Below are 13,607 nucleotides of genomic sequence, written 5' to 3'. Positions count from 1 at the left end.
CTGTAATCATTGACCTGCCATTACCACTAATGACAAAACTTTAGCCATGATACGAAGCATTCTATTGGTTTTTACCCTTTTGATGTCTTTCAGTTGCCAACCCAAAAAATCTGAAACCCAATCAGAAACGGCCGTAAACCAAAAGGTTCAGAAAGTACAACTTTCACAAGAGCAATTACAAGAATATCAGACCGCTTACTTTGCCAGTGGTTGTTTTTGGTGCGTTGAGGCCATTTTTGAGAGTGTAAAGGGTGTCAAAGAAGTAGTTTCAGGGTATTCAGGGGGCACAGAAGCTAATCCCACTTATGAAGAAGTGGCCTATGGTAGAACCACACATGCCGAGGCCGTTGAAGTCTATTACGATCCGAAAATGATTTCGTTTCAGCAATTGGTGCAGGTATTTTTCGGTTCACACGACCCTACCTCGCTGAATAGGCAAGGACCAGACCGTGGAACACAGTACCGATCCATCGCTTTTTATAAAAATGGGAAGGAAAAGAAAATCATTGAAGACTATATTGCCCTATTGCGACAAGAAAATGCCTATGACCGACCCATTGTCACCGAAGTGACAAAATTCGATAGATTCTGGAAAGCGGAGGAGTATCATCAAGACTACGAGCGAAAAAATCCGAATAACTCCTATATTCGGGCGGTTTCGATTCCAAGGTTGAATCGTTTCAAGAAGAATTTCGGGTCTTTTTTAAAGGAAGAAACACATTAGTAGGTTTTTTGGGAAAGTAGTATGCAGCCTGACTTGGGGCACTTGTGCTATACTTTCTAGTCTTTTAAGACCACTTCGCTGTATTTTGAGTTTACGGTAATGGTTTTGTCCGAATTGGGTTTCAACAGATAGCCCTCATGAATCACCATATTGGAGGTTTCGGTGCGATTCATTTTCAGTTCAGAAGGATAGCTGATACTTGATAGGGTACCGTCTAAATGCAATGAAACCGCAGTTTTGGGCAGGTTACAGCTAAATTCGCCGTTTTTGACCGTCACGTTCACATCTGAAAAACCGTTCGCAATGGACTTTATGACCAAATCGCCCAAGTTGTTGGTAATATACGCTTTACCGTTCACCTTGTCGATGGTGATGCTCGAAGAAGTGGAGACCAACTCAAGGTTATCGACCTCTTTAAGACTAACAAGTTCTGCATAATCGGTCTTCAGGTCGCCAAATCGCCATTTTTCGACCATCACAGGGGTATACGATGCCTTGATGTAGGTCTGGTCGCCATCAATAGTCGAGGCAAGCAAGCTTGCATACTGCAAGCTTGCGTTGATATTTTTAGTGGTAGAGGCCAGTTTCACTTCGCCATGCCGTACGTTCATCTTCAGCTTGACCGATTTTGGCATTTTTACCTTGATCGTCTTTTTGACCTTGTATTTTTTGTGCTCCCCATCAGAAGAGAAGTAAAATATATTGGGTTCTTCACCATCTCCCGAAATGGTGAAAGTGCGCCGTTCTTCCCGTATTTTTTCACGAAGGGCCTGCCTTTGCTCTTGCATGGCCGCGCGTTGTTCTTTCAGTACCTGACGTTGCTCTTCCCTGGCCACTTTCATTTCTTGCAGAGCTCTTTCACGCTCTTCTTTCCGCTCTTGAAGTTGTTGCTTCATCTCTTCAGAACGATGCTTCATTTCTTCGCCCCATTCTTCAAAACGTGCTCGGTATTCTTCATCAAAGTTTTTGTCAAACTCCTTTTTCCATTTTTTGAGATATTTATCACCATCTTTCCTGTATTGCTCATAATCAAAGTCACTGAACGGCATAGGGGGCATGGGCGGTATGGGCGGCATCTCTGGAATCACAGCCAATTCGGGCAACTCGAGCAATTCTGGTATCTGAAGGTCTAAAAAAAGTGGTTCGACATCGGGAACAACAAAATTGAAGTCTTCTGTTGAAAATGAGGTAACCCATGAATTTCTGCCATGGGTACTAATTTCAATTTCTCTACTATTACCCTTGATCTCAATGGGAGGGCGGTCAAAATACTTGTCAGCTTCCTCGTCTGAGGCTCCCTCCAATTCAACTACTGCCGTAATCTCAACCTGGTTCTTATCCCATGTTTCAAACTCGATATCGGTATGGGTAGTGTTGATTTCCAACACAGTATCGTCACCCACATTGAACGTCTCTTTGTAGGTCTTTGATTGTTTTTGGGCCGTTAGGCCAATGGTGGCCAAGAGGGTGGCCGCCAATAATTTAAATGATATGATTCGATTCCTGTTCATTTTTTGATGATTTTAATTGATTCAACTTTGTTTTTAACTTTTGCAACAATTGCAACCGCAGTTGCAAGTTTTTTATCAGCGCGGTAATGGTCTGGTCGTTCGGCCCAACTTCATTCAACTCTTGGTTCAACTTCTTGTATTCAGCATCGAGCTCGGCCAATTGTTCCATAAAACCATCGACCAGGGCCTTATTGTCATCAGATACTTCCAAATTGGCCAGTTCCATATTGATATTGGCGACATAATAGGCTTCGACCTTTTGTAGATCGGGAGACAGGTCTCCCAACGAAATGGCACGCTCGGTTTTGTTATCGGAAGATTGTTCGACCACTGTGGCCTTCGTGTTGGGGTCTGAAACATCGTTTCTGAGAAATAAGAAAGCCCCAATACCTACCAGTATGACAACAGACGCCGCAATTCGTAACCAAGAAAAGTGATTATATTTTTTGGTTTGGGGAATGGTTTCTTCCAGTTTTGCCAAAAAACGGTCTTCATGGCCTTCCTTCATTTTGAAAGATTGCTTTTTTCGCTCTTTTTCAAACAATTCTCTAAGATCCTGTGCCATAACTTTTGTTTTTGAGCATTTCCTTTACAAATGCTTTGCCTCGCAGCAATCGTGTTCTTGAAGTGGTCTCGGTAATTTTCAATATTTCTGAAATCTCGGCGTGGTCATAACCTTCCACCAAAAACAACTGCACCACATATTTATACTTTTCGGGCAATTGGTCAATGGCCGATCTCGCCTCTTCAAGCGATATTGCTTCGCTGACCTTCCAATCTTCTTTCTCTTCCGCCAACCTCATATAACTTTCGTCAAGCTCAATCGTTCTGATTTTCTTCGCCTTTAAAAAATCAATGCTTCCATTGACCACGATACGTTTGAGCCACGCTCCGAACGAAACTTCACCCTTATATTGCTCGATACGCTGAAATGCCTTGATGAACGCTTCTTGCAGCACATCTTCGGCATCATGTTCATTTCGTAGAAAACGCATGGCCACACAGAACATTCCCTCTGCATATTTTCGATATAGCACCATCTGGGCCTTACGATCGTTTGCCTTACATCGTTCTACAAGTTCAACCTGTAACATGGTCAGTTTTCGGGTTTGGTTTTGTTGTATCGCACTTTAATGACGGCAAAAAAAAACCGACGTTGCAAAAAAGTTTATTTTTAGGTTCCTTTTAACAGTACTCTTTGAAACAAGTTACCCTAAAAAATGATGCGATTACCCTAAAAGTGCTCGATTACGGTGCCCTGGTACAAGAACTATGGGTCATGGATAACAGCGGTAAAAAGCGTAATGTAGTGATCGGTTTTGAAAATGCGGCCGATTATCTAACTGATGAGTACTGCCTAGGTGCTTCCGTAGGAAGATTTGCCGGAAGAATTTCTAAAGGAAAATTTGAATTGGATGGCACTTCCTATTCTTTGCACAACGATGATGGAGTTCATCTACACGGCGGCAAGGAAGGGTTCCATAAAAAATATTGGACCATTACCGAGGTAAATGAGAACGAAAACCCTTTTGTAAAACTCACTTACCGGAGCAAACATTTAGAGGAAGGCTATCCTGGCAATCTTGAGGTCTCTGTCACGTACCAATTGACACAAAACAAATTGAATATTGGCTACACGGCCATTACCGATAAAAAAACCGTGGTCAACCTGACCAATCATTCCTATTTTAGATTGGATGATGCCCCGACCATCGGCCAGCATGAATTACAGCTCAATTGCCCGTACTACCTAAAAACCCATGAAAATCTGCTGCCCACGGGTGAAATTATGCCTGTTGACAATACCCCTTATGATTTTCGCGGTCAACGACCGATTGCAACCCCTTTTTTAGACACACCTTTTGCAATCGATCACAAAGCTGAATATGCAGCTATTCTAAAATCGGCAAAATCGGGCATCTCGATGAAAGTCAAGACCAATCAGCCCGCGGTAGTGGTCTTTACCCCAGTGCCGTTTGCCGGTATTTGTTTTGAGACACAAAATTATCCTGATGCACCAAACTACCCGCACTTTCCATCCTCGATACTCGAACCGGGCAAAACTTACTCAAACGAATCTCAATTTGTGTTCGAAAACGACATATGACTTCTTACAAACTTGTTACCTTCGTGTCACTCAAATACCACTTCTTTGAAAAAGGAACAACAAATAGCATCTGAAGAGAACATTTCAAAAATCAAGCGCCTTCGCGAAAAACCACTTTCAGCGGAAAATTTGGTAGAAGGCATCACCAAAGGAGACAAAACGGCCTTGGCACGGGCCATTACCTTGGTTGAGAGCTCTGTAGATGAACATCTTGAAAAGGCGGAGAAAATTCTGGAAAAATGTCTGGCGGTCAAGTCCAAAAGTGTGCGTATCGGTATTACGGGCGTTCCCGGGGTCGGTAAAAGCACTTTCATCGAAGTTTTTGGCAAAATGTTGACCGATCAAGGAAAAAAAGTGGCCGTTTTAGCGGTCGATCCATCCAGTTCTTTGAGCAAGGGCAGCATTTTGGGTGATAAAACCCGTATGCAAAGCTTGGCCAGGGATGAAAATGCCTTTATACGGCCCTCTCCCGCTGGGGATTCCCTCGGTGGCGTGGCACAAAAAACAAAAGAGGCCATGGTACTTTGCGAGGCTGCAGGTTACGATATCATTCTAGTTGAAACCGTGGGGGTCGGACAAAGCGAAACGGCCGTTCATGCCATGGTCGATTTTTTCCTGCTGTTGAAATTGGCGGGCAGTGGTGATGAATTACAGGGCATCAAAAGGGGCATCATCGAAATGGCAGATGCCATTGTCATCAACAAGGCCGATGCCGAAAATGAGAAACAGGCCAAATGGGCAAAAGCCGAGTTCACCAGGGCCCTGCATCTTTATCCTCCCAAAAAGAATGGATGGACCCCCAAGGTACTCACCTGCTCTGCCCTTAACAAAATAGGCATTGATGACATATGGCAGCTGATCGGGGATTTTGTTAAATTGACCAAAGAGAACGACTCGTTTGCAAAAAAAAGAAGTGAACAAAACAAAAATTGGTTCTTACAAGGTGTCAATGAACGCCTGAAAAGAAGTTTTTATAGTAACAAAAGCTCTAAAAGGCTATTGAAAAAATACCTTGTTTTGGTCGAAAATGGTGAAATGGCCCCCTCACATGCCATACGCAAGCTGTTTTTTGAATATGAAAAGGCAGTCAAATAAAAAGGGTAAATTTACCGCGAAGATGACCTATGAAAATAATCACCGACTCTTTTTTATCGATAGTAGTTCCGTTGTACAATGAGCAGGACAATGTGGTGCTACTTACCGAAAAAATACATGAAAGTCTGCAAGGGTACAACTACCAGATCGTGTATGTCGATGATTTCTCAACGGATGATACGCGGAGCGTGGTAAAAAAAATGAACGACAAACGGGTACACCTCATCGAACTCAAAAAAAATTATGGCCAGAGTCTTGCGCTGGCCGCAGGAATTGACTACGCCACGGGAGATTATATCATTACCATGGATGGCGACCTGCAAAATGACCCGTCAGATATCCCACAGATGTTGGCTTATGCCGCAGACGGCGAATATGACCTGATTACGGGCATTCGCCAAAAACGCAAAGACTCCCTCATCAAGAAAATACCTTCAAAAATTGCGAATTTCTTGGTGCGCAGGGTCACCAAATTAGACATCAAAGACAATGGTTGTGCACTGAAAGTGTTTACCAAAGATATTGCCAAGGGGCTGAACCTCTATGGTGAAATGCACCGTTTCATTACGTTGCTCGCCCATTTAGAGGGGGCTCAGATCAAACAGGTCAACGTCAAGCACCATGCGCGACATGCAGGTGTTTCAAAATATGGCCTTGAACGGGTCTTCAAGGTCGTGGCCGATATGATGCTTTTGCTGTTCATCAGAAAATATTTTCAAAGACCCATTCACCTGTTTGGAATTTTTGGGGTCTTGCTCATCTTACTGGGCATTTTGATGAACATCTATTTATTGGTGATGAAATTTGGTTTTGGTGAAGATATCGGCAATCGCCCAATGCTCATCTTTGGCATGATGTTCATTTTGGGTGGCATACAATTGTTCACCATTGGCATTGTGATGGAACTACTCATCAGAACCTATTACGAATCACAGCAAAAAAGACCTTACCGAATCAAAAAAATCAGTATTGGTGACGGAAAAGCAGCGTAAAAAACTTCTGACTGCGCTAAAAATAATCATCAGTGCGGCACTGATCTACTTCATCTTTACCAAAATTGATTTCAGAGAGGTATTAGTGGTCATCAAACGATCAAAACCCTTATACCTTTTTTGGGCCTTGTTTTTCTTTGCGCTGTCAAAAGTATTGAACGCTTTTCGCCTGAACCTCTATTTCCATGAAATCAACGCCCCGCTGACCCAAAAGAGCAATCTAAAGCTCTACTTGTTGGGCATGTTCTACAACCTCTTTCTGCCAGGGGGCATTGGCGGTGATGCCTACAAGGGGTATCTCATTCAAAAAAAGTTTCGCCCGGGCACGAAAAAGGTGGTATCGGTACTGTTGCTCGACCGTTTAAGCGGTATGCTGTTGATCTTCATCTATGCCTGTTTGTTGGCCTTGTTTTTAAAAGCCACTGTTTTTAAAGGATTGTATTGGCTGTTCGCCTTGGCCATTCCCATTGGTATCGCGGTATTTTGGTGGCTGAACAAAAAAATGTTTCCCTACGTACTCAACGTCTTTTGGGGTTCGTTTGCCTATTCCGCTATATTGCAGGCAGCTCAGTTGGTGGCCGTTTTGTTCATTTTAAACGCTTTATCGATCGAAGGAAATACCATTGCCTACCTGTTCATTTTCTTGATTTCATCGATAGTATCGGTATTGCCCTTGACCATTGGGGGCATCGGAAGCCGTGAGGTCACCTTTCTCTATGGTGCCAAATGGTTGGCATTGGAGGCCGGTACATCGATAGCTATCAGCATGGTCTTTTTCTTGATTACCGCCTTTGTTTCTTTACTCGGAATGATATATCATTTGCGAAAGCCACAATTGGAAACCACAACTACTCAATGAATATGTACCAAGTACATTTTTTTAAGTGTCTTCAACCTCGTGTTTGGTTCTAAAAACTTCAATTGCAAACGCGTTATTCTAAAATCATCAACGGCAATTTGTTTGTCCCAATCAAAATTTGCTTCCCGAAGACTTTGCAATTCTTTTTCATTGGCATAGACCCAGACGTCCTTTTTTTGGACCAACCCGCCCATTGTTGTGATGTTCACGGGGTTTTTGTTATAGAAATCCAAGGCCCAAGTGTGGCGTTCTGAGATTTTGTAGATATTGTCCACAGGAACATCAAATTCTTTTACTTTTTGTGCCATGGTAGATCCTGCCTGGTATTTCAATAATTGGGGATAGAAGTGCATGTTCAATACACCGTTCAGCAATAATGAGGCATATACCGAAAGGGTAACGATCCTCAGATAGTAGTCTTCCCGCTTCAAGCAGAAATACACAATGCCCAGCAGAACCGTTACCAATATGATGTAATCCAAAGGTCTTTCAAGTTTGAACACATGAAAGCAAAGTAGTAGTGACACGATGAAAACCAGACTCAAAATGAAATATTGCACCCCCAACATAATCTTGGTTTCTTTTCGCTTTTCATGATCATGGAGGCTATGGATGTATGGAGCGGTCAATACCGAAAAAAGAGGAATGACCACATTGAGATAGTGGGGCAGTTTAAACTGGGCAAAGCTGATGATAAAAAAGATAAGCGCAATACCCCCAACTATCAAAAATTGATGATTGGCACTGAATTGAAATGTGTTCTTAAAAATGGCCTTTGCCTGTTTCCAATAGGCGACTAGGCCCAAGACTGTCCAAGGCAGAAAGACCCATAAAAAGGTGTGAAAAAAGAAGAAATAGTCATTGCTGTTCTTGCCTACCCCTTCACCGCTCAAGCGCTCAAAGCTCTGCTCCCAAAAAATAAAGAAAATACCGCTGCGATTGTCTTTGCCCCTAATGACTTTTTCAGGATGTAAATCAAATTGTTGGTAATAGGCATAGAGCATGGGCGTAATGGTCAAGATGAATACCAAAAGAGCCAAAAATACCTTGTAGCTCAGCAAAACCTTCCATTTTTTGGTATAGGCAAGATGGCAGAGCAAACAGATCCCGATAACCAAAAGAGCAATCTGGCCTTTGGTCGAAAAGGCCATGCCCGCACCAAAGGCCCCCAGAACGATGTGCTGTAGTTTATTTTTTTCCACATAGGCCACCAGCTGCCAAATGGCGAAAATGGTAAATCCGGTCAAGACGGCATCGGTACGTACATCGATGTTTGACAATACAATGGTCTGGGCGGTCATAAATATCAATGCGGCAAACTTGCCCACATCTTTGTTGTAAAAGAGCTTTGCAAGTCCGTAGCAACTATAGGCCCCTAAAAGCGTTGCCAAAATTGCGGGAATGCGATAGGCCCAGTCATGAATACCAAAAAGTTTGAACGAAAGTGCCGCCAACCAATAATGCATATGGGGCTTATCGAGATATTCTTCTGGGCCTTTGAAAAGATTGATAAAATCATTCTCTTGCACCATTCGCATGGCCATGACAGCAAATTGGGCCGAGTCGTTTTCGAAGAGTGTCGCGAACATTCCGACGATATAGACCAGAACGATCAATACGATCAAAAACCAATACCTGGCCGAAGAAATCATACCCCGATTTTGTGAAAGGCAAATATAGACAACTTGCTGAACACCCAGCCGAAGAGTACACCTACGAACATTCCCGTTAGCACATCCAACGGGTAATGAACCCCGATATAAATTCTGCTGTAAGCTACCAAACCAGCCCAGATCATCAATAATATCCCTAAATATTTAATCCTTCTTCGAAATAAAAAAGCAAAAAATGAGGCCACGGCAAATGAATTGGCCGCATGGGCAGAGAAATAAGCGAACTTGCCCCCACAGTACGATTTCACCAAACGCATGATTTCACTGATTTCAGGATCATGGCATGGTCGTAGCCGTTGCACCCCGTACTTGAAAAAATTCGAAAGCTGATCGGTACAGGTGATCAGAAGAGCTACGGCAATCAAGATGAGAACGGTTTTTTTGAGTCTGAAAGTGCGGTAGGCCAATACGAGAAGTACCAAATAAAGTGGAATCGCACTCTTGCTATTGGTCATGAACATCCAAAAACCGTCCCAGGTTTCGGTGCCCAGACCATTCAAAAAAAGAAAGACTTCTTGATCGAGTTGAACCAAATGCTCTAACATGGCCTATTCTTCGTAGCGTGATACTTCCCTATCGTAAAAGGCTGTAGCGGCCTCAATGAGGTTTTCGGCCTCGGCCTCCAATTCTTGCTCATCTTCCTTAGAGAATTCTTCGAGCCATTCAACCTCATCGTTTTCAAGATTGATGATGAACCGTGGATAGTCGGTATGCACCACAAATATGGCATCGGGATAGTCGGTATTGTCACCTAGCAAGAATTTTGGCAATTCCATATTTCTATGCTTTTAGAATTAATCTTTTCGTCAAAAAATCAAATCGAAGATACAACAATACGGCAGATGCCGTGAGGCCGGCGAGCAGGCCTATCCAAATGCCGATGCTCTTTAAATCGGTGTGCAGACCAAGGTAGTAGCTTATGGGAAAACCGATAACCCAATAGGCAAAAAAAGTGATCAAAGTCGGAATCTTCACGTCTTGCAGACCGCGAAGTGCCCCAAGTACCACTACTTGAATGCCATCTGAAATCTGAAAAAAGGCCGCCACCAACAATAATTGGGCCGCCAAAGCAACAACTTCGGTATTGTCTGCCATATTGGTTACATCGTCCAAGTCTAGATATATGGTCGGAAACCAATGTCTCCCCAATAGAAAAAGAGCGGCAAAAATGATCTCCACCAAGAAGGTCAAAAAGAACACCGATCGAGCGATTCTCCGCAGCTCATGAAAGTTCTGAAGTCCTTTTTGGTTGCCTACCCGCACCATGGCCGCAACACTGAGACCCATGCCCACCATAAAGGTCATACTGCTCAGGTTAAGGGCGATCTGGTTGGCCGCCTGTGGATTCTTGCCCAACACCCCGCTCAACCAAATGGCCGCGGTAAAAATGGCCACCTCAAAAAACATCTGCAGTGCAGAAGGAAAGCCCAATTCCACAATTTTTTTCATGACCCGTTTTTCAATCTTGGCAAAGTTGAAGCCCGTGACATAAAAACTGAATTTTTTCTTTCGCTTCAGTAGCATCCAGATAAACCCCAGCATAATGAAACGTGAGGCAAGCGTTCCGATGGCGGCGCCCACGATACCCAACTTCGGAAAGCCGAAAGAACCAAAAATCAATAGATAGTTCAATACAATGTTTACCACATTGGCCAAAATAGTGGCATACATAGGATATTTGGTTTGGGAGAGCCCTTCAGAAAACTGCTTGAACGCTTGAAACATAATCAGGGGAACCAATGAAAAGGCCACCAATTGCAGATAGGGAATAGCCAATTCGACCACCTCAGGGGGTTGGTCCATATGGTTCATCAATGGTATGCTCATCAAAATAATGAGAAACAATGAAATACCGAGTATGGTACAAAGTACAAGTCCGTGCTTAAGGGCGCTTTTGCCATTTTGCTTGTTCCCGGCCCCATCGGCTTCGGCAACCAATGGCGTAATGGCGGTTGAAAAACCAATGCCCAATGACATGGCAATAAAAATAAAACTATTGCCCAATGATACCGCCGCCAGTTCGGCCGTACCCAATTGCCCCACCATGATATTGTCTGCAAAGGCTACAAACGTATGCCCCAACATCCCCAAAATTACGGGATAGGCAAGTTTTAGGTTATAACCGAACTCTTTGGTGTACTGCTGAAACACGACTACGGAATTTGAAAGCCCACAAAGATAAAATGTTCACCTCAGTTGCCGCTTTCTTTTTGATGAATGTTTTTGCACATTTTCAATCTATTCGAATAATCCCTCTAAGATGGAGGTCATTTCAGGACGGGAAGCATCTAGATCACCATATCTTTTCCGTTCTTCCAAAAGGGCTTTCTTCATATCGGCAATGATATCTGCATATTCGGCCTCACCATAGGCATTGTGCAATTCGTTGGGGTCTTTCTGTAAATCGTAGAACTCCCACTGTGGTGTGGTCGTTTCTTCAGAAGCGCCGTTCATGCCCAAGCCTTGGCCGTAGAAAAATGCCAACTTGTAACGATTGTCGCGAATGCCGAAATGTGCCGGTCTATGGGGGTGGTGCAGCCAATAGCGATAATACATTTGCTTTCGCCAATTTTCAGGGGTATTGCCCTCAAGCACCTCTCGAAAACTCTCACCTTGCATATATTTGGGTTTTTCAATACCTGCGTAATCGGAAAGCAGTGCAGGAAAATCGATGTTCAATATGATATCATCGATACGCTGGCCACCCTTTATTTTTTTTGGATACCGGACAACAAATGGCATTCGCATTGATTCTTCATAGATCAAGCGTTTGTCAAAAAAGCCATGCTCGCCCAAAAAGTAACCTTGGTCGGCGGTGTAGATAACGATGGTGTTCTCGGCCAAGCCTTCTTCCTCTAAATAATCGAGCAGCTTGCCTATGTTGTCATCGATGGCAGCCCCTGACCGCATGAAGTCTTTTACCAGTTTTTGGTAGATTTTCTTCCGTTTTTGAACACTGTCCAATCCATCCAACGGATAAGGGAGCCCAGGGTAGCCCGTCCAGAATTTGTCGGGGTTTTTCGTGGCCTCGTCCCAGCGCATTCCCAAACGTTCCAAAATTTGTCCCCCAAAGGTGCGGCCTGTGGTCTCCGGACCAAAATCGAGTAGTGATTCAGGTTCTGGAATCTCCACATCCTTGTACAAGGAAGCAAACCTTTCAGGATAATCAAAAGGTTCATGGGTGGCCTTGAAATGGCAGAACATCAAAAAGGGTTTTGTGGTATCGCGCTGTTTCAGATGTTCAACGGTCAAATCTGTGATCACATCGGTCGAAAAGCCTTCATAGACCCTTCCTCCACTGCCATCGGTACCATCTTTCCATCCCTCTTTGGTCTTTAATACGGGGTTCCAATATACACCTTGGTTGGGCAATACATTGAAATAATCAAACCCTTCGGGCTGTCGATAGAGGTGCCATTTACCTATCAATGCCGTATGGTAGCCATTTTCAGAAAAGGTCTTGGCTATGTTCGGATGCCCCACTGGCAACGGCTCGCGCAACGTATAGACCTGATTCAGGTGGCTGTACTGCCCCGTGAGGATGCTTGCCCTGCTGGGGCTACATATCGAATTGGTGCAAAAGGCATTGTTCAAGACCGCCCCTTCACGGGCCAGTCTTTTGATGTTCCCATTTTGCACATAACGTTCCAAAACCCCGCCATAGATACCCCAGGCCTGCGAGGTGTGGTCATCTGAGAGAATGAAGAGGATGTTGGGTTTTTCCAAGACAGCTTCGGGGGTTTTTTGTTGGCACCCTAAAAGTAGTATGGTGGCCAAAAAAATATATAGCACAGGTGCAAAATGGCAAGCAGTTTTCATATTTTAAAATGTTGTGAGTTGGTCAAATCGATATTCTTGGCCTCTTCCCAAAAAACATCCATTTCGGCAAGGGTCATCTCTTTCAGGGTCTTGCCCTTTTCCTTGGCCCTGCTTTCTAGAAATTGAAAACGGTTGATGAATTTCTTATTGGTGCGCTCCAGTGCATTTTCTGGATTTACATTCAAGAACCGTGCGTAGTTGACCATTGAAAAAAGTACATCGCCAAACTCATTTTCAATATTCTTGGTATCGCCCGTTTTCACCTCTTCTTGCAATTCGCCCAATTCTTCCTTCAATTTTTCAAAAACCTGTTCTGGCTGCTCCCAATCGAACCCTACACCTGCCACTTTTTCTTGAATGCGATTGGCTTTCACCAAAGCGGGCAGACTGTTCGGCACCCCTTCCAACACACTTTTTTTGCCTTCTTTTAGCTTGATGTTCTCCCAATTTTGCTTGACCTGCTCTTCATTTTCGACCTCAATGTCTCCATAAATGTGCGGGTGCCTGTTAATGAGCTTCTCACAAATATCATTGGCAACATCGGCCATATCAAAATCTTGGGTCTCTGAACCAATTTTTGCATAGAAGACAATGTGCAGCAACAAATCACCCAGTTCTTTCTTGATTTCTTGCATATCGTTGTCAAGAATGGCATCACCAAGTTCATAGGTTTCCTCAATGGTGAGGTGGCGAAGCGATTGCATGGTCTGTTTTTTGTCCCATGGGCATTTCTCCCGCAGATCATCCATAATGGTCAACAAACGGTCAAAGGCTTTCAGTTGTTTTTTTCTGTTGCTCATGCTCAAACATTGAAGTTCAAAGCTACA

The 13,607-nt window shown here is 43.7% G+C and carries 14 protein-coding genes; 5 read left to right on the top strand and 9 right to left on the bottom strand.

Annotation, left to right across the window (positions count from 1 at the left end):
* The first annotated feature begins 46 nt into the window (after positions 1–46).
* Positions 47–724 carry a peptide-methionine (S)-S-oxide reductase MsrA gene (gene msrA / locus L0P89_RS12905; RefSeq protein WP_235265528.1) on the top strand — a complete coding sequence of 226 codons (678 nt, stop codon included), beginning with the start codon at positions 47–49 and terminating at the stop codon, positions 722–724.
* 56 nt (positions 725–780) lie between these two features.
* Here msrA and L0P89_RS12900 read toward each other — a convergent pair whose 3' ends face one another.
* The 3 genes from L0P89_RS12900 to L0P89_RS12890 are packed head-to-tail and all read right to left on the bottom strand — an operon-like array spanning position 781 to position 3,329.
* Complete coding sequence (locus L0P89_RS12900) at positions 781–2,235, bottom strand: trichohyalin-plectin-homology domain domain-containing protein (RefSeq protein ID WP_235265527.1); 1,455 nt, start codon at positions 2,233–2,235, stop codon at positions 781–783.
* Positions 2,207–2,800 carry a hypothetical protein gene (locus L0P89_RS12895; protein WP_235265526.1) on the bottom strand — a complete coding sequence of 198 codons (594 nt, stop codon included), beginning with the start codon at positions 2,798–2,800 and terminating at the stop codon, positions 2,207–2,209. The genes L0P89_RS12900 and L0P89_RS12895 overlap by 29 nt, the downstream gene beginning before the upstream one ends.
* On the bottom strand, positions 2,784–3,329 hold the full coding sequence (locus L0P89_RS12890; RefSeq protein ID WP_235265524.1) for an RNA polymerase sigma factor: 546 nt from the start codon (positions 3,327–3,329) through the stop codon (positions 2,784–2,786). Before L0P89_RS12890 ends, L0P89_RS12895 begins: the two co-directional genes overlap by 17 nt.
* 104 nt (positions 3,330–3,433) lie before the next feature.
* Between L0P89_RS12890 and L0P89_RS12885 the strand changes: the two genes are divergently transcribed.
* From L0P89_RS12885 to L0P89_RS12870, 4 genes are read left to right on the top strand one after another with little or no spacing between them, the layout of a single operon-like run.
* Entirely contained in the window at positions 3,434–4,342 is a 909-nt protein-coding gene (locus L0P89_RS12885; RefSeq protein ID WP_235265523.1) for an aldose epimerase family protein, read from the top strand.
* A gap of 45 nt (positions 4,343–4,387) precedes the next feature.
* A complete protein-coding gene (gene meaB / locus L0P89_RS12880; protein WP_235265521.1) occupies positions 4,388–5,437 on the top strand; it encodes a methylmalonyl Co-A mutase-associated GTPase MeaB in 1,050 nt (349 codons plus the stop codon).
* A gap of 29 nt (positions 5,438–5,466) precedes the next feature.
* Positions 5,467–6,429 (top strand): glycosyltransferase family 2 protein, encoded by a 963-nt coding sequence (locus L0P89_RS12875; protein WP_235265519.1) that lies wholly within the window; start codon positions 5,467–5,469, stop codon positions 6,427–6,429.
* Entirely contained in the window at positions 6,410–7,288 is an 879-nt protein-coding gene (locus L0P89_RS12870; RefSeq protein WP_235268040.1) for a lysylphosphatidylglycerol synthase transmembrane domain-containing protein, read from the top strand. Before L0P89_RS12875 ends, L0P89_RS12870 begins: the two co-directional genes overlap by 20 nt.
* Here the strand turns inward: L0P89_RS12870 and L0P89_RS12865 are convergent.
* From L0P89_RS12865 to mazG, 6 genes are all read right to left on the bottom strand, one after another.
* Positions 7,282–8,940, bottom strand: a complete 1,659-nt coding sequence (locus L0P89_RS12865) for a glycosyltransferase family 39 protein (protein ID WP_235265517.1) — start codon at positions 8,938–8,940, stop codon at positions 7,282–7,284. The genes L0P89_RS12870 and L0P89_RS12865 overlap by 7 nt on opposite strands.
* The gene (locus tag L0P89_RS12860; protein ID WP_235265515.1) at positions 8,937–9,506 is read right to left on the bottom strand and encodes a phosphatase PAP2 family protein; all 570 of its coding nucleotides are present in this window, start codon (positions 9,504–9,506) and stop codon (positions 8,937–8,939) included. Before L0P89_RS12860 ends, L0P89_RS12865 begins: the two co-directional genes overlap by 4 nt.
* Positions 9,507–9,509: 3 nt before the next feature.
* Positions 9,510–9,737 (bottom strand): hypothetical protein, encoded by a 228-nt coding sequence (locus L0P89_RS12855; RefSeq protein ID WP_235265513.1) that lies wholly within the window; start codon positions 9,735–9,737, stop codon positions 9,510–9,512.
* A 4-nt stretch (positions 9,738–9,741) separates the two neighbouring features.
* Complete coding sequence (locus tag L0P89_RS12850) at positions 9,742–11,112, bottom strand: MATE family efflux transporter (RefSeq protein ID WP_235265511.1); 1,371 nt, start codon at positions 11,110–11,112, stop codon at positions 9,742–9,744.
* 87 nt (positions 11,113–11,199) lie between these two features.
* Positions 11,200–12,780 (bottom strand): sulfatase, encoded by a 1,581-nt coding sequence (locus L0P89_RS12845; protein ID WP_235265509.1) that lies wholly within the window; start codon positions 12,778–12,780, stop codon positions 11,200–11,202.
* Complete coding sequence (mazG, locus tag L0P89_RS12840) at positions 12,777–13,580, bottom strand: nucleoside triphosphate pyrophosphohydrolase (protein ID WP_235265508.1); 804 nt, start codon at positions 13,578–13,580, stop codon at positions 12,777–12,779. The genes L0P89_RS12845 and mazG overlap by 4 nt, the downstream gene beginning before the upstream one ends.
* Between the last annotated feature and the right edge of the window lie 27 nt (positions 13,581–13,607).

Origin of the sequence: Muricauda sp. SCSIO 65647 (genome assembly GCF_021534965.1) — a bacterium.
Classification (GTDB): Bacteria; Bacteroidota; Bacteroidia; order Flavobacteriales; family Flavobacteriaceae; genus Flagellimonas_A.
Note: the sequence above shows the minus strand (reverse complement) of the source record. Positions and strands in the feature narration are given on the sequence as shown.